13 protein-coding genes are annotated in these 16197 nt (G+C 73.0%); 4 read left to right on the plus strand and 9 right to left on the minus strand.

Annotation, left to right across the window (positions count from 1 at the left end; genetic code table 11):
• The first annotated feature begins 43 nt into the window (after positions 1 to 43).
• On the plus strand, positions 44 to 3067 hold the full coding sequence (locus Voc01_RS11740; protein ID WP_203927379.1) for an AfsR/SARP family transcriptional regulator: 3024 nt from the start codon (positions 44 to 46) through the stop codon (positions 3065 to 3067).
• A 43-nt stretch (positions 3068 to 3110) separates the two neighbouring features.
• Here Voc01_RS11740 and Voc01_RS11745 read toward each other — a convergent pair whose 3' ends face one another.
• The 4 genes from Voc01_RS11745 to Voc01_RS11760 are packed head-to-tail and all read right to left on the minus strand — an operon-like array spanning position 3111 to position 6559.
• Complete coding sequence (locus Voc01_RS11745; RefSeq protein WP_203927380.1) at positions 3111 to 4058, minus strand: lactonase family protein; 948 nt, start codon at positions 4056 to 4058, stop codon at positions 3111 to 3113.
• Complete coding sequence (locus tag Voc01_RS11750) at positions 4055 to 4879, minus strand: metallophosphoesterase family protein (protein WP_203927381.1); 825 nt, start codon at positions 4877 to 4879, stop codon at positions 4055 to 4057. Before Voc01_RS11750 ends, Voc01_RS11745 begins: the two co-directional genes overlap by 4 nt.
• 11 nt (positions 4880 to 4890) lie before the next feature.
• Entirely contained in the window at positions 4891 to 5268 is a 378-nt protein-coding gene (locus Voc01_RS11755; protein ID WP_373873805.1) for an FKBP-type peptidyl-prolyl cis-trans isomerase, read from the minus strand.
• Positions 5269 to 5290: 22 nt separating this feature from the next.
• A complete protein-coding gene (locus Voc01_RS11760; protein WP_203927383.1) occupies positions 5291 to 6559 on the minus strand; it encodes an aspartate aminotransferase family protein in 1269 nt (422 codons plus the stop codon).
• A 48-nt stretch (positions 6560 to 6607) separates the two neighbouring features.
• Between Voc01_RS11760 and Voc01_RS11765 the strand changes: the two genes are divergently transcribed.
• Both Voc01_RS11765 and Voc01_RS11770 read left to right on the plus strand, forming a co-directional pair.
• On the plus strand, positions 6608 to 7429 hold the full coding sequence (locus tag Voc01_RS11765) for a TIGR03619 family F420-dependent LLM class oxidoreductase (protein ID WP_203927384.1): 822 nt from the start codon (positions 6608 to 6610) through the stop codon (positions 7427 to 7429).
• A 1-nt stretch (position 7430) separates the two neighbouring features.
• Positions 7431 to 7835 carry a TIGR03668 family PPOX class F420-dependent oxidoreductase gene (locus Voc01_RS11770; protein WP_203927385.1) on the plus strand — a complete coding sequence of 135 codons (405 nt, stop codon included), beginning with the start codon at positions 7431 to 7433 and terminating at the stop codon, positions 7833 to 7835.
• On the opposite strand, the gene Voc01_RS11775 is transcribed toward Voc01_RS11770, so the two are convergent.
• The 5 genes from Voc01_RS11775 to Voc01_RS11795 all read right to left on the minus strand — a co-directional run bounded on the left by Voc01_RS11775 (position 7819) and on the right by Voc01_RS11795 (position 15572).
• Complete coding sequence (locus Voc01_RS11775) at positions 7819 to 9882, minus strand: PQQ-dependent sugar dehydrogenase (protein ID WP_203927386.1); 2064 nt, start codon at positions 9880 to 9882, stop codon at positions 7819 to 7821. The two genes, Voc01_RS11770 and Voc01_RS11775, sit on opposite strands and share 17 nt — an antisense overlap.
• Positions 9883 to 9967: 85 nt before the next feature.
• The gene (locus tag Voc01_RS11780; protein ID WP_203927387.1) at positions 9968 to 11005 is read right to left on the minus strand and encodes an SMP-30/gluconolactonase/LRE family protein; all 1038 of its coding nucleotides are present in this window, start codon (positions 11003 to 11005) and stop codon (positions 9968 to 9970) included.
• A gap of 102 nt (positions 11006 to 11107) precedes the next feature.
• Positions 11108 to 12433: a ricin-type beta-trefoil lectin domain protein gene (locus Voc01_RS11785; protein ID WP_203927408.1), complete on the minus strand. Its 1326-nt coding sequence runs from the start codon at positions 12431 to 12433 to the stop codon at positions 11108 to 11110.
• A gap of 291 nt (positions 12434 to 12724) precedes the next feature.
• Complete coding sequence (locus Voc01_RS11790) at positions 12725 to 14899, minus strand: alpha/beta hydrolase (RefSeq protein ID WP_203927388.1); 2175 nt, start codon at positions 14897 to 14899, stop codon at positions 12725 to 12727.
• Positions 14900 to 14999: 100 nt separating this feature from the next.
• A complete protein-coding gene (locus Voc01_RS11795; RefSeq protein ID WP_203927389.1) occupies positions 15000 to 15572 on the minus strand; it encodes a hypothetical protein in 573 nt (190 codons plus the stop codon).
• A gap of 244 nt (positions 15573 to 15816) precedes the next feature.
• On the opposite strand from Voc01_RS11795, the gene Voc01_RS11800 reads away from it, so the two are divergent.
• Positions 15817 to 16188 carry a response regulator transcription factor gene (locus tag Voc01_RS11800; RefSeq protein WP_203927390.1) on the plus strand — a complete coding sequence of 124 codons (372 nt, stop codon included), beginning with the start codon at positions 15817 to 15819 and terminating at the stop codon, positions 16186 to 16188.
• Positions 16189 to 16197 lie beyond the last annotated feature (9 nt).

The following is a 16197-nucleotide window of genomic DNA, read 5'->3' on the forward strand; positions in this document are numbered from 1 at the left end:
GATCGAACGGCGTCACCGGGCTCCGTGAAACAATTCGCAGACGATGGACATTCGCGTGCTCGGGCCGGTGGAGCTGTGGTCGGCGGAGGGCATGGTGGCTCTCGGCCCGGCCCGGCAGCGCTCGCTGCTGGCCGTGCTGGCGGCCGACGCCGGCCGGCTGGTCACGCTCGACACGGTCATCGACCGGATCTGGGGCGAGCAGCCCCCGGAACGCGCCCGCGAGACGCTGTACGTCCACATCGCCCGGCTGCGACGGGTGCTGGCGGGCGCCGGCGGCGACCGGTCGGGCGTGCTGGTCAACCGGGCCGGTGGCTACGTCCTCGACGTCGATCCCGGCACGGTCGACCTGCACCGGTTCGAGGACCTGGTGGCGCGGGCACGCGACGACACCGACGACGCCGGCCGGGCCCGCCGGCTGCGCGAGGCCCTCGGCCTCTGGCGCGGCGTCGCGCTGGCCGACCTGTCCGGCGGCTGGGTCGAACGCGCCCGCGGCGTCTGGGGACAGCGGCGCCTCAACGCGGCGCTGGCGTGGGCGCACGCCGAGCTGCGGGCCGGCGACCCCGACCGGCTGACCGGCCCGCTCACCGAGCTGCTCGACGAGAACCCGCTCGCCGAGAACGTGGCCGCCATGCTGATGCGCGGCCTGCACGCGACCGGCCGGCGCGCCGAGGCGCTGGACTGCTACTCGCGGATCCGGCAGCGGCTCGTCGACGAGCTGGGCATCGACCCGGGTGCGGAGCTGCAGGAGGTGCACCGGCGGATCCTGACCTCCCACGAACCCGCGCCGACCGGGCAGGAACCGGTCGCGCAGGTTCCCCACCAGCTCCCCCTCCCGGTCGCCGGCTTCACCGGCCGGCAGCTCGAGATCTTCGAGACCGACACCGTGCTCGACCGGGTGGCCGACACCCCGACCGCACCGGTGATCCTCGCGATCACCGGGACCGCCGGGGTGGGCAAGACCGCGCTCGCGGTGCACTGGGCGCACCGGGTGACCGGGTCGTTCCCCGACGGTCAGCTCTACCTCGACCTGCACGGCTACCACCCCGACCGGCCGGTCGACCCGGCCGCGGCGCTGGCGGCGTTCCTCCGCGCGCTCGGCGTGGTGCCCGGCACCGTCCCCGACGACACCGACGAGCGGGCCGCCCTGTACCGCAGCCTTCTCGCGGGCCGGCGCATGCTGATCGTGCTCGACAACGCGTCGTCGGTCGACCAGGTGCGACCGTTGCTCCCCGGCAGCCGCACCTGCTTCGTCGTGGTGACCAGCCGCGACACGCTCGCCGGTCTCGTCGCCCGCGACGGCGCGCACCGCGTGCGGCTCGACGCCCTGCCCATGGACGACGCGCTGGCACTGCTCCACGCCACGATCGGCGAGACGGTGGCCGCGGCACCCGCGGTCGCCGCGACGCTGGCGGACCTGTGCGCCCGGCTCCCGCTGGCGCTGCGGGTGGCCGCCGAGCTCGCCGCCGCACGGCCGGAGATCGGCCTGGCCGACCTGGTCGCCGGCCTCACCGACGAGCGGCGCCGGCTCGACCTGCTCGACACCGGCGACCGGTACAGCGCTGTCCGGGCCGTGTTCTCCTGGTCGTACCGGCGGCTGGACCCCGCGGCGCGCGCCACGTTCCGCCGGATCGCGCTGCACCCCGGCACCGAGTTCGACCGGTACGCCGTCGCCGCGCTGCTGGGGACGGACCTCCCCGGGGCCGGTCGGGCGCTGGACACGCTGGCCGGTGCGCACCTCGTCACGCGGGTCGCGCCCGACCGGTACACGATGCACGACCTGCTCCGCGCGTACGCCCGGGAACTGGCGGTGGACGAGGACGACGAGCCGAGCCGGCGCGCGGCGTCCACCCGGCTCCTGGACCTCTACCGGTACGCGGCCGCGGAGGCGATGGACCGGATGGTGCCCGCCGAACGCCACCGCCGCCCGTCGGTCGACCCGCCGGACGGGCCCGTTCCGGACCTGTCCGCGGCGCCAGAGGCGAAGGCGTGGCTGGAGACCGAGCGGAGCAACCTCGTCGCCGCCGTGACCGACGCGGCCGACCACGGGTGGCCGCGGCACGCCGTCGACCTCAACCTCATCATCTGGCGCTTCCTCTACGTCGGCGGCTACGACGCCGAGACGCTCGCCCTCAACGCCCGGGTCCTGGAGCTGACCGCGGAGCTCGGCGACCGCACACACCGGGCGCAGCTGTTCAACCAGGCGGGCGCCACCTGGTCGCGCCGGGGCGAGCCCGAACGCGCCATCGAGTCCATCACAATGGCGCTGGAGGAGGCGCGCGGCAGCGGAGACCGGCGCAACGAGCTGCGCATCCTCGCCAACCTCGGCATCTGCCACGCCCGCGTCGGCCGGTACCGGCAGGCCGTCGAGACGTTGACGACCGTGGCGGAGATGTCCGACGAGCTCGACGAGCGCATGGGCGGCGCGCAGGCCCTGGCCAACCTCTCGGAGATCTACCGGCTCCAGGGGTACCACCGCGAGGCGGTCGAGACCGGCGCCCGCGCGGTGTCGATGTACCGCCGGTCGGGCGAGCGCATCGGGCTCGGCATGGTGCTGAACAACCTCGGGCTGGCCCGCGTGGAGCTCGGCCACCTCGACGCCGCGGTCACCGATCTCCGGGAGGCCCTCCTGATCCACCGGGAGTTCGGCAACCGCGACAGCGAGGGCACCGCCCTGAACGGGCTCGCGCTGGTGCACGCGGGTCGGGGCGAGACCGCCGAGGCGATCCGGCAGCACGAGCGGGCACTCGCGATCTACCGCCGCACCGGCAACAGGAGCCGGGAGCACGACGGGCTGATCTGCCTCGGCGACACGCTGCGGCGCAGCGGAGCCACGGCCCGGGCGGAGTCCTGCTACCGGTCCGCGCTCGAGCTCTCCCGCGCGGGCGGCGACCGTCGCGACCAGGCGCGTGCGCTCGTCGGCCTGGCCGAGGTGGCCGCCGCGGCGGGTGACGTCGACCCGGCCGGGGCGTACTGGCGCGAGGCGCTCGACCTCTACACCGCGCTCGGTGTCCCCCAGGCGGTCGACATCCGCCGGCAGCTGCGCGCGCTGCGCGCTGAGCCGGGCTGATAAGCCGGGCTGATAAGCCGGGCTGGGGAGCCGGGCTGGGGAGCTACAGCGGCAGCACGCAGGACGGTCCCGTCATGGGCAGCGGCCGGCCGAACGGCGTCGGCACGCCGTCGTCGAAGGAGAACGCGACGACCTCGCCGCCGCGCTCGTTCGCGACGTACACGCGCCGCCCGTCGGTGGTCAGCACCAGGTCGCGCGGGAAGTCGCCGCACGGGTACGTGGCCAGCAGCTCCAGGTCGGTGGTGAACACCGCGATGCTGTCGTGGAAGCGGTTCGCGACGAGCACGAAGCGCCCGTCGGGCGTCACGCGCACCGCCGACGGGTGGTTCGCCATCGCGACGCCGGCCGGCAGCGTGGAAACGGTGTCGCCGAGGGTCACGACGCCACCGGCGAACGTCGCGGCGGTGAGCGTCGAGTGGAGCTCGTTGACCACGTAGACGCGGTCGTCGTCGGGGTGGAACGCCAGGTGCCGCGGACCGGCGCCGTACGGCTGCGTGGCGACGTGGTGCTCAGCGAGCCGGCCGTCGGCGAACGCGTACGTGGTCACCGTGCCGAGGCCGAGGTGCACCGCGAGGACCCACTCGCCGGTGGGGTCGGGGTGGATCCAGTGCGCCGACGCCTTGCCGGTGTCGAGCACGTGTGACGGCGCACCGAGCGTGCCGTCGCCGGCCACCGGATGGACGGTCAGCTCACCGGTTCCCCAGTGCGCGGTCAGCACGTGTCCATTGTGGACGGACAGGTGGCACGGCGAGCCGCCGCCGCTGGGCACGTCGCCGAGCGGCGTCAGCGTTCCGTCCGCGGCGATGGCGTACGCGCTCAGCCGGCCCTCGTCGAGCTCGTGCAACGCGTACAGGAACCGGCCGTCGGGCGACGGCGCGAGGTACGTCGGGTTGCCCGCACACTCCACAGTGGACTGCACGGCGAGGCCGTCGTCGGTCTCCCGGGCGGTCGCGATCACGCCGGGTGCGGAGTACCCGCTGAGATAGATCACGACGGGTCAGCGTACGGCAGGATCTGCCGCGGACCGGGCGGGGCACCGAACCGGCGCCACTCGCGCGGGTAGCCGACCGACACCTCCTCGAACCGCACGCCGTCGTACCACGTGGTGCGCGGGATGTGCAGGTGCCCGTAGACCATGCAGACGGTGTCGTAGCGCGTGTGCCAGTCGGCGGTGTGCTCGGTGCCGCACCACAGCGCGAACTCGGGGTAGCGCAGCACCCGGGTCGGCTCCCGCACCAGCGGGTAGTGGTTGACGAAGATCACGCGGGCGCCGGCTTCGAGGGAGTCGAGGCGCTGCCGGGTGGACGCGAGGCGCGCGGCGCACCACGCGTCGCGGCTCGGGTAGGGGTCGGGAAAGAGGCGGTACTCGTCGGTGCAGATGACGCCGGCGTTGCGCGCGACGTCGAGCGCCTCCTCCTTCGTGGAGGTGCCCGCCGGACGGAACGTGTAGTCGTAGCCGATGAACAGCGGCACGATCGTGATCCCGTTCCACCGCACGTACGGGTCCTCCGGTGTCACCACGCTGAGGCCGCGGCACACCTCGACGAGCCGGTCGTACCGGCCGACGCCGCGCACCTGCTCGGCGTCGTTGGTCTGGGTCCACAGCTCGTGGTTGCCCGGCGCCCACACGACCTTCGCGAAGCGGTCGGCCAGCAGGGAGAGCGTCCACTCGACGTCGGCGACCCGTTCGGCGATGTCGCCGGCCACGAGCAGCCAGTCGTCGGGGTGACCGGGCCGCAGCGTCTCGGCGTGCGCCCGGTTCTCCGCGTAGGTGACGTGCAGGTCGCTGATCGCCAGCAACCTGCCCGCCACCGCGTCCACGGTCAGTTGACCCCGACCAGGTCGACCACGAAGATCAGCGTCTCACCGGGCTTGATCACGCCACCGGCGCCCCGGTCGCCGTAGCCCAGGTGCGGCGGGATGGTCAGCTTGCGGCGCCCACCGACCTTCATGCCGGCGACCCCCTGGTCCCAGCCCTGGATGACCTGGCCGCCGCCGAGTCGGAAGTCGAACGTGTCGTTGCGGTTCCACGACGAGTCGAACTCGCGGCCCGTCGAGTGCGACACCCCGACGTAGTGCACGATCACCTGCTGCCCCGGGCGGGCTTCCGGTCCATCACCGACGGTGATGTCCTCGATGACGAGATCGGCGGGCGGCGGGCCCGCGATGGGTCCCACGTCTGGCTTCTGCATGGAACCCATCCTGCCCTACGGGCCGCCGCCATCAGCGCAGCAGGTCGCGGCGGTCGGCCAGGAACGCCTCGACGGCCGCCACGAACCGGTCGCACTCCGCGTCACCGACCGCGAGCGACAGGGCCACCATGCCGCGCCGGGCCACGTGGACGCCGCGCTCGAGGAGGTCGAGAAAGAGCAGCTCACCGAGTCGCGGGTCGGCCCGGTCGGCCTCCGCGGCGTTCGTCGGCGGCCGCGCCGTGAAGTGGACCGCGAACATGCTGCCGATCCCGGTGACGTGCACCGGCAGGCCGGCGGTGAGCGCGGCCAGCCGCTCGCGCAGCGCGTCGCCCCGCGCATTCAGCGCGACGGCCGCCTCGGGCGTGTACACCTCGGTGAGCCCGGCCAGCCCCGCCGACATCGTCAACACGTTGTTGTTGAACGTGCCGGGGTGCGCCACGGCACCGGGACGCGTCGGGTCGAACCGCTCCATCACGTCGCGCCGGCCGCCGAACGCGCCGAACGACATGCCGCCGCCGATGTACTTGCCGATCGTGGTGAGGTCGGGCGCGATGCCGAGCTGCGCCTGCCGGCCGCCCGCCGACAGCCGCGAGGTCATCACCTCGTCGAAGATCAGAAGACTATGGGACCGGGTGGCGGCGCGCCGCAGCGCCGACAGGAACTCCGCGGTGCCGGGGATGCAGCCGCCCGAGCCGAGCACCGGCTCCACCAGCACCGCGGCGGTGTCGTCGTCGACGAGGTCGGCGGCGGCCGGGTCGTTGTAGGTGGCGACGACGAACTCGTGCGGCAGGTTCAGCGGGTCGCCGCGGCCGCCGTGGAACGACAGCACGCTGCCGTGGTAGCCGCCGTCGAAGACCAGCACCTTCCGGCGTCCCGTATGCAGTGTCGCCGTGGCGAGCGCGAGCGTGTTCGCCTCGGTGCCCGAGTTGGTGAACCGCAGCAGCTCCATCGACGGGAACCGCCGCTGGATGGCCGCCGCGAACGGGCCCTCGACCATCGTGTGGCCCGACAGGTTGACGCCACCGTCGAGGGCCCGGCGGACCGCCGCGAGGAGCACGGGGTGCGAGTGGCCGTAGAGCCCGGCGGTGTACTCGCCGACCAGGTTGATGTACTCGTGGCCGTCGGCGTCCCAGATGCGGCAGCCGTCGCCGCGCACGATCCCGAGCGGGAACGGCGGGTGGTACAGGACCGTACGGGTGTTGCCACCGGGAAGGGCGGTGGCGGCCGCCTCGAAGCGCTCGCGGCTCCTCGGGTTCCTTCCGGCGTACCGCCGCCGCGCCTGCGCGACCGCTGTGTCCAAGACCGCAGTGTCGAGCCTGCTCACGAACGCGAGTCTACGATCAACGACGTGGAATTCGGAGTGGGCTACTTCCCGACGCACGACGGCATCGGACCGGCCGAACTGGCCAGGCTGGTCGAGGAGCGGGGCCAGGAGTCGCTGTTCTTCGCCGAGCACACGCACATCCCGGCCAGCCGGGAGAGCCCGTGGGGCGGCGGGCCGGTGCTGCCGCAGAAGTACTGGCACTGCTACGACCTGTTCGTCGCGGTCACCGCGGCCCTGACCGCGACGACCCGCCTACGGGTCGGCAGCGGCGTGTGCCTGGTGGTCGAGCGCGACCCGATCACCACCGCCAAGGAGGTCGCCAGCGTCGACCGGATCTCCGGCGGCCGGTTCGAGTTCGGCGTCGGCGCCGGCTGGAACCGCGAGGAGATGGCCAACCACGGCACCGACCCGCGCACCCGCATGGCGCTCATGCGCGAACGCGTCGAGGCGATGAAGGCGATCTGGACCAGCCACGAGGCGTCCTACGCGGGCGAGTTCGTGAGCTTCGACCGGATCTGGCAGTACCCGAAGCCGGCCCAGCGGCCGCACCCGCCGATCCTCGTCGGCGGCGAGGGTGCGACCGTGCTCGACCGGGTGCGGGCGTTCGGCACCGCCTGGTTCCCGAACTACAACGGTTCGGAGGCGTTCCGCGACCGCATCGTCGAGGCCGCCCGCGACGTCGAGGTCCAGGTGATCGGCGCGCCGACCGACGCGGCGACGCTCGACCGGTTCCGCGCGGCCGGGGTGACCCGGGTGGTGCGGTGGCTGCCGACCGGACCGCGCGGCCACGTCGAGCGGGCGCTCGACACCTGGGAGCGGGCGGTCGCCGACCTCATCGGCGCCTGATGTGGACGACGCGCGCGAACGCTTCGCGGCCGCCCGCGTCGCCCGCCTGGCGACGGCCGACGCGAACGGCGTGCCCCACGCGGTCCCCCTGGTCTTCGTTCTGAGCGGAACCACGATCTACAGCGCCGTCGACGCCAAACCCAAGCGCACGACGGCGCTGCGCCGCCTGGCGAACGTGCGGGCGAACCCCCGCGTGTCCGTGCTCGTCGACCACTACGACGACGACTGGTCGGCGCTGTGGTGGGTGCGCGCCGACGGCGTCGGGCGGGTGCTCGACACCGCGCCCGGCGCGGTCGACCTGCTGGCCGCGAAGTACGGGCAGTACCGGGAGAACCCGCCCGCCGGTCCGTTCCTGTCGATCGAGGTCGACCGCTGGACCGCCTGGTCCTTCAGCTCCCGAGCGTGACCTTGAAGATCCTTTCGTTGCTGTTGTTGGGGACGCTGTCCTTGTCGCCGCCGGTGCTGGTGGTCAGCCACAGGTTCCCGTCGATGGACGGTTCCACGGTCCGCAGCCGGCCGTAGGTGCCGACGAAGTACTGCTGGACGTCGGTGAGGGTCGTCCCGCTGATCGTCGCCCGGTACATGCGCGTTCCGCGCAGGCACGCGATGTACAGCACGTCCCGGACGATGGCGATGCCGCTGCAGGAGGCGGACGCGACCGGGTAGGTCCGCACCGGTGCCACCAGCCCGGCCCGCGAGCAGTCGCCCGTGGTGCCCTCGCAGGCCGGCCACCCGTAGTTGCCGCCCTTCACGATGAGGTTCGTCTCGTCCGCGACGTTGTTGCCGAACTCCTGTTCCCAGAGCCGGCCCTGCGAGTCGAACGCCAGACCCTGCGGGTTGCGGTGCCCGTAGCTCCACACGTAGCTGCCGGCGAACGGGTTGTCCGTCGGCACCGCGCCGTCCGGCCGCAGCCGCAGCACCTTGCCGCCGAGGTTGGTCAGGTCCTGTGCCGTGTCCGGGTCCTGGCCGTCGCCGGCCGCGGCGTACAGCATGCCGTCCGGGCCGAACCGCAGCCGGCCGCCGTTGTGGTACTTGTTCCGCGGGATCCCGGTGAGGAGCACCTGGACGGTGTCGGTGCGCAGGGTGCCGTCGAAGCGGATGCGGACGATCCGGTTGTCCGTGGCGGTCGTGTGGTAGACGTACAGCCACCGGTCGGACGTGAAGCCGGCGGACACCGCGAGCCCCAGGACGCCGCCCTCGCCGTTCGTCCCCTGCACTCCGGGTACGGTGCCGACGCTGCGTTTGCCGGTGCCGTCGGCGTTCATGGCGATGATGTCGAAGACGTCGCGGCGACCGTAGAGCACGGTGCCGTCGGGAAGCTGGACCAGTCCCCACGGCAGGTCGGACTCGGTGGTCACCTGGGTGGCGCCGCACACGGGGTTGGTGCAGGCGGCACCGCTGACGACGGTGGCCGTGGCGCTCGCCGCCGACACGTTGCCCTGCCCGTCACGGGCCTTCACGGAGTACCGGTAGGTCGTGCCGGGCCGCAACCCGCTGTCGGTGAACGAGGTGGCCGGCGGTGCGGCCGCCGAGCCGGTGACGGTGCCGACCGTGACGCCGTCGCGCAGCACCAGGTACGCCGTCACGGCCACGTTGTCGGTCGCGGCGGTCCACGTCAGGGTGGCCGTCGTGCCGGAGGCGGTGCCGGTCAGCCCGGTGGGCGCGGTCGGCGCCTCGGTGTCCGGTTGGCAGAACGGCGGGGTGACCGGCACCGTCGGGCCCGCCTGCGACACGTTGCCCGCCGCGTCGCGGGCGTTGACGTAGAACCCCCACGTGGCGCCGCTGACCACGGGTACGGTGACCGTCCGCGTGGACCCGGCCACCGAGGTCACGAGCTGTCCGTCGTGGTAGAGGTCGTAGGCGGTGACGCCGGTGTCGTCGGTGGCGGCCGACCAGCTGAGGGTGACCGCGTCGCAGGTGAGCGCGTCGACCCGGAGGCTGCCCGGTGCGGTGGGCGGTGTGGTGTCGGCGGTGCCCGACGGAACCGACCACCGTTGCGCCGCGGTCCCGGCACAGGTCCGGACCGTCACCGTGGCCCCGTTGTAGCCGGTGCCCCCGTCGAGGCACAGGCCCGACGGGGCGGTGATCGTGCCGGTGGCCGCGATCCGGAACCGTTGGGCGGCGGACCCGTCGCACGCGGCGGTCCGGACCTGCGTGCCGGCCGTGCCGGAGCCGGCGGTGAGGCAGCGGGAGCCGTCGGCGAGTCGGATCTCGCCGGCGGTGGACACGGTCCAGCTCTGGCGGGCCTCGCCGGTGCAGTCGTACAGGCGGGCGGTGGTGCTGCGGGCGTCGAGGCAGCGCTGCGACCGCGTGTTGACGATCGGGCCGTCGGCCGCCGCCGCGGCCGGCGCGGCCGCCACCAGGGTGGTACCGCCGATCCCGGTCAGCACCGACGCGAGCAGGATCAGCGCGTCGACGCCCCGGCGTCGGCCGGCGGGCGGGGATGGTCGCATGTGAACTGCCTTTCGGACGCGCGGCGTCGGCCGTGGTCGTCGGTAGGGGTCGCTCGTGGTCGTCGGTACGGGTCGCTCGTGGCCGTCAGTACGGGTAGCCGGGAACGTTCAGGCGGATGCTGTGGATCCCGTAGTCGCCCGTCCGGCCGGCGGTGACGTAGAGGGTGCGGCGGTCGGCTCCGCCGAACGCGGCGTTGGTGGCGGAGGACCCCGCCGAGATCGTGCCCAGCGTGGCGCCGCCCGGCGAGAACACGTACACGCGCCCCTGGCTGTTCGAGACCCAGTAGACGTTGCCGGCACAGTCGACGGTCACCCCGTCGGGGCCGGGAACGGTGGCGAAGACGGTGCGCGCGCCGGTGCTGCCGTCCGGCCGTACCTCGTAGGCGTAGATCCGGTTCTCGCTGTAGGCGCCGACGTACAGCGTCCTGCCGTCCGGCGACAGCGCGATGCCGTTGGGTTGGCGCAGGGTGTCGTCGACGAGGGCGACCTGCCCGTTCACGACGCGGAAGACCCCGGTCCGGCCGCCCATCGCGTCGGGCCGGCGTCCCCGCTGGAAGGACGGGTCGGTGAAGTAGACGACGCCGTCCGAGCGGACGGTGACGTCGTTCGGGGAGTTGAACGCCCGCCCCTGGTACGTGGCGGCGACGACGCCGCGGGTGCGGTCGGACAACCGGAACGTCGACACGGAACGGTTGTCGTGGGTCGCCGCGACGACCTGCTGCCCGTCCGGGGTCAGCGCCAGGCCGTTGGAGCCGGCGTTTGCCTGGAACGTCTGCGCCGCGGCCGGCGGGGAGAGCCGGTGGATCGTCGACGGCTGCACCTGGTCCCAGCCGGCGGCCGGGCCCATGTCGGAGACGAGCAGGTATCCGGGATCGGCGATCCAGACGGGTCCTTCCAGAAAGTGGAAGCCGCCCTGCACCCGCGGCGCCGACAGGGCGGTACCGGGCAGCGGCGGGCCCCAGTCACCCTGTGCGACGCACGCGCCGGGCGGCGCACCGGGTGGAGTGTCCACGGCCGCCGGGCCGGCGCCGGCGGCCGCCGGCGCGGTGCCGAGCAGCAGACAGACCGCGCCGGCGAGCGCGCCCACGGACAGGCCCGGGAACTTCGACACACTGACAAACATCACTGCCACCTGGTGGTTTCGTCGACGGGGAACGGTGAACGCCCGGGCCGGCACCGCCGGCGCACGGTGGAGCCCCGTGCGCCGGTGGTACCGGTCATCGGGTCAGGCGCGCAGGCTCCACTGCTGGTTGGTCCCGCCGTGGCAGGAGTACAGCTGGATCCGGGTTCCGTTGGCGGTGCCGGTGCCGACGGCGTCCAGGCACAGTCCCGACTGGACACCCGTGATGGCGCCGTTCGCACCGAGGTTCCACTGCTGGCCGGCCTGGCCGTTGCAGTCGTTGATGACGATGGCGGCACCGTTGCCCGTCCCGTTTGCGGACAGGCACTTGCCGCCGTTGCCGACCAGCGTCCGGTTGGCGGTGTAGGTCCACCGCTGGTTGGCGTTGCCGTGGCAGTCCCACAACTGCACCTGCGTGCCGTTGGCGGTCGCCGAGCCGGGCACGTCGACGCAGCGGCCCGATCCGGTACCCACGATCGTCGCGTTCGACTGCGCCGGTGGCTGGCTGCTCGACGAGGAGCCGCTGGCCGGCGGGGAGCTCGGCGGAGTGCCGCCCTGGAAGGAGGAGATGAACCTCCAGGCCTCCGTCTTGGTCCACGTCCGGTTGCCGTCCTCACAGCCGGAGCACCCGTCGACCGGTGCGGGTCCGTGGCCCCCGTCGAACGCGGCCCACTGCACCGGGTATCCGGCCCGGCAGGAGTAGACGGTCGTGATGTGCCGGCCGCTGCCCGCCGCGGGCTCCGGCGCGTTCTGGGAGGCGCAGCCGTTGTTGCGGAGGAACGTGTCGCGCAGCGACCGGCCCTGCGAGATGTTGAGGACGTTGTCGGAGACGCCGTGGATCCCGAAGTACCCGATCGGCTGGGTACCGCCGCTGCACCCGGACAGCTGGGCGCCCGCGAAGACCACGACGGCCCGGAAGACGGTGGGCCGGGAGCACGCGACCGCGTAGCTCATCGCCCCGCCGTAGCTGAAGCCCATCGCGAACAGTTGGGTGGTGTCGACGCACAGGTCGTTCTGGATCAGCCGGACCAGGTCATCGGTGAACGTGATGTCGCGACCGTTGGTGTTGGCCCAGCCGTTGCTGATGCCCTGCGGCGCGACCAGGATCGCGCTGTTGTTCGACTGCTGCTGCATCCCGTAGTAGGCCCACGAGGCGCCGCTGCTGCCGCCGGAGGCGACGTCGTTCATGGTGCCGTTCAGCCAGTGGTAGCCGACGATCAGCCGGTACGGCTGGGCGTTGTTGTAGCCGTCGGGGATCCGCAGGATGAAGCTGCGGCTCTGGCCGCCGCTCTGGATGGTCTGCGACCCGTTGCGCAGCGTCGGGGTCTTGCCGCAACCGGCCGTCGGTGCCGCCGAGGCGGAGGGGCCCGCGAACACCGTCGCGGCCATCGCACCGGCGGCGATCAGGGCGGCGGCGCCCACGAGCGCCATCCCCCGCGCGCGGAGGCGCGTCGTTCGTGGAGATCTCACAGCTGTGGTTCCTTCCGGGTGAGGTGCCGGCGGGGGTGGCGGTCCCTTGCACGTCACGGAACGACTATCGAAAATTTTCGAAGCATCCGGCGAACGGAACTGGCGTCAGATCCGCGCGGTGGAGCCGGATGCCACGGTCGAACGGCACACCGTCTTCGGCGGGAAGGCAGCACACCTATTCGACTTGGTCGATACTATATATCGAAAGTTATCGAAACATAAGCCCGGGAAACCGCACCCGGACGCCCTCCGTCAGGCTCCGTCGGGTCGGAACAGGCGCGGCGCGAAGTCGATGAGGTTCTTCTGCCACGCGTCCCAGCCGTGCGGGCCCTGCGTCACCCCGGCGAACTGGTACCGGATGCCGAGCGAGTCGAACGTCGCCATCGTCGACAGCACGATGGGGTAGACGAAGTCCGTCACGTTGCCCGTGTACAGGCGCAGCAGCCTCGTGCCGCTGTTGACCGCCGCGACGTCGAAGCCCGTGGAGTTGAACACCCCAGCGGAGAACGTGCCGATGTACGCGAACTCACCGGGATGGGCCCTGAGGACGTCGAGCGCCTGGAAACCGCCCATCGACAGGCCCGCGAGCGCCTGCCGCGCCGGGTCGTGCGAGACGTGGTAGGCCGCGCGGGCCGCCGGGACGATGTTGTCCAGCAGCTCCTTCCGGAAGTCCGGCACGTTGCCGTTGCCCATCACCACCACCATCGGCACGTGCGTCCCGTTCCGGGCGCCGTTGTCGAGGATCTGCACGGCCCGGCCCATCTCGACCCAGTCGGTGTAGTTCTGGCCGCCGCCGTGCTGGAGGTACAGCACCGGATACGGCTCGGCCCGGGCGGGGTCGTAGCCGGGCGGGGTCCACACGTACGCCGTGCGTTCGGCCGCGGCCACGGTGCTGGTGTAGGTCAGCGTCGCGAGCGTGCCGCCCCGCCCGGCGGGGACGTCGGTCAGCGGACGGGCGGCCGGTCCGGGAGCGAGGAACGTGCTCCAGGTCGGTTCGGTGGTGACGCGCGTCGGGTTGCCGGTGTCCTTGTGCGACACCAGGTCGACGATGAACTTGTAATAGTAGAACCAGGGCTTGAGCGGGCCCACGGTTCCCCGCCACCGGTCACCGACCTTGGTGAGCGGAACGTTGACCCAGCTTCCGCCGGGCGCCCAGTTCCCCCAGAGCGTCACCCGGCCCGCGTCCGCGAACCCGGTGTCCGTCTCGACGGTGACAAACGTGTCCCCGTTGGCGTCGCGGGTCAACCAGGGCGTCGGCCGGGTGCCCGGGGCGGGGGGCGTGAACTCCCGGGTCAACGGCAGGTGACCGGCGCTCGGGCGGTGGTCGCGCACCGGCCGGAACAACCGTGGCAGGAAGTCCGCCAGGTTCTCCCGCCAGGCGTTCCACGTGTGGCCGTCGTCGGGGTTGACCCCGTCGAAGTCGTGTCGCACCCCGGACCGGTCGAGCGCGCGCAGCGTCCGGTAGGTCGGGTTGTACGCGGGGTCGGTCAGGTTTCCCGTGTAGAGGCGCAGCAGCCGGGTTCCGGCGTTGACGGCCCGGCTGTCGATCCGCGGGTGCCCGTCGGCCAACGGACCGGCGAACGAGCCCGCGTAGGCGAACTCCCCCGGATGGGTCAGGACGGTGCCCAGCACCCGGGTCCCGCTCTCCGACGCGCCGGCGAGCGCCCGCCGCGACGGGTCGTCGGCGACGTTGTACCCGCGCCGGACCACGCGGTCGACGACCCGCAGTTCCCGGTGGAGGTCGGCGGTCGCGCCGTCGCCGATCACGACCACCATGGGTTCGGTCCGCCGCCGCGCGGCGAGGTTGTCGAGGAGCTGTTTCGCCCGCCCGAGGTCGAGCCAGTCGGTCCGGTCCCCCCGGAGATGCAGCACCGGGTACGGCTGGCGGCGGCGCGCGTCGTAGCCGGGCGGGGTCCATACCGTGAGGGACCGCGTCTCCCCCGCGTCGGCCCGGTAGGTGACCGTGTCGAGGGCACCACCCTGCCCGTCGGGCACGTCCGCGAGCAGGTCCGCGGACCCGCCCGGGACGAGGAACGTGCTCCACGTGGAGTCGGAGGCGACGGTGGTGGTGTTCGTCGGGTCCTTGCCGACCTTCGTGCCGTTGGCGCGGATCCGGTACCGGTACAGGCCCGGCCGCAGCGGGCCGATCACCGACGTCCAGGCGTCCCCGGAGCGTCCGAGGCCCAGGTCGGCGACGGCGAACGACGGACCGAAGTCCCCTTCGACGACCACGTTCGACACCGTGCCGAACGCGCTCTCGAGTTCGGCGGCCGGGATCCGGAACGACGCGAACCCGTCGGACACGGCGAGCCACGGTGTCGCCGCCGCCGCCGGCCGGGCCGGGGTCAACGCGACCGCCGCGCCCAGGACGAGGGTTCCGAGCAACGCCGGTACCCGGCGCCACCAGTGCTGGCCTGTGGATGTCATCGCGTGGACTCCTCGCGCCGGGCCGCGGCACGCACCGCCGGCGGGTTAGTTGTGAGCGATAACATACCCAACACATTTAGAAACGTCAATTACTCAACTGTCATGGAACTCGTGCCCGCCGCCCCGGCGGGCGCGCACGGCGGAGTACCCCGCCAGGGCCGCGTTCACCGCGGGTCAACCGGCCGTCGGCCCACAGCACCGCCGTACCGGCGACGACGACGGTCATCGCCACGTCGGCGAAGACCGCGGCGAGCACGTACGCGCCGGTCACCCGGCCGGCCGCCGCGCCGCGCCGGCGGGCGTCGGCCGCGAACAGCGCCAGGCCGGCCAGGTTTCCCGACTTGACCAGCAGGTTGACGGCCACCGACCCGACGGTGACCGGCGCCAGCCGGGCCGCCTCGGCGTAACCACCGGCCCCGGTGAGCCGCCGGCACGCCAGGTGCAGCAGCAGCCACGCGGCCCACCACGCCACCAGGGCCACGGTGCCCACGACCAGCCAGTCGCGGCGCGCGGCGAGCAGCGCCCGTCCGGCGTCCGGCAGTTCGTGGCGGTTGACCCAGACGACGGCCGCGACGGCCGCGACCACCGCCACCGTGGCGGCCCGGGACCACGCCGACCCCGACCGGCGCACCGGCGCCGGACGGACCTCCGCTGTCGCTTGGGACCGCGGCACGACGCCCGACGGACCCACCCAACTGCATCACCATCGACCCCTCCCGCCCCGCGGGCCCGACGCGACGGTCGGCGCGCCGGAACCTGCCCTGTCCCGAGCGTCGTGTGGCGGCCCGCCGGTGTCTGCCCGGCCAGCGGCCGACCCCACTACCTGCTGGCTGGAAGAGCGGCCGCAAGAGCCGGGTCGCCGACGGTTTCCGGGTAGCTGCAATGCCGCGGCGGGGTCGGGCTGCGATGCTCGGGGTGTGACGCTGCGCCTGCTCCTCGTCGACGACAACGAACGCTTCCTCGCGGTCGCCCGCACCAGCCTGGAGCGCGACGGCATCGAGGTCATCGGCACGGCGTCGACGGTCGCGCAGGCCATCGACCGGGCCGGCACCCTGCGGCCCGACGTCGTGCTCGTCGACGTCGCCCTCGGGTCCGAGAGCGGCTTCGACCTGACCCGGCAGCTCGTGGACCGGTATCCGGACCTGCGGACCGGGGTGGTGCTGATCTCGACCCGCCGGGAGGAGGACCTGGCGGACCTGATCGCGTCCAGTCCGGCGGTCGGCTTCGTGTGGAAGGCGCACCTGTCGGCCCGCGCGGTGCGCGCGCTGGTGCCGGCCGGCGGCTCTTGACGGTGACAC

The sequence above is a fragment of the Virgisporangium ochraceum genome (genome assembly GCF_016863655.1).
In the GTDB taxonomy this organism is placed as follows: domain Bacteria; phylum Actinomycetota; class Actinomycetes; order Mycobacteriales; family Micromonosporaceae; genus Virgisporangium; species Virgisporangium ochraceum.

Excerpts from the sequence above, each read along its gene's own strand:
- Voc01_RS11740 (WP_203927379.1), top strand. The coding sequence starts at position 44 with ATGGACATTCGCGTGCTCGGGCCGGTGGAGCTGTGGTCGGCGGAGGGC.
- Voc01_RS11775 (WP_203927386.1), bottom strand. The coding sequence starts at position 9,882 with ATGCGACCATCCCCGCCCGCCGGCCGACGCCGGGGCGTCGACGCGCTG.
- Voc01_RS11780 (WP_203927387.1), bottom strand. The coding sequence starts at position 11,005 with ATGTTTGTCAGTGTGTCGAAGTTCCCGGGCCTGTCCGTGGGCGCGCTC.
- Voc01_RS11790 (WP_203927388.1), bottom strand. The coding sequence starts at position 14,899 with ATGACATCCACAGGCCAGCACTGGTGGCGCCGGGTACCGGCGTTGCTC.
- Voc01_RS11755 (WP_373873805.1), bottom strand. The coding sequence starts at position 5,268 with ATGGGTTCCATGCAGAAGCCAGACGTGGGACCCATCGCGGGCCCGCCG.
- Voc01_RS11785 (WP_203927408.1), bottom strand. The coding sequence starts at position 12,433 with ATGGCGCTCGTGGGCGCCGCCGCCCTGATCGCCGCCGGTGCGATGGCC.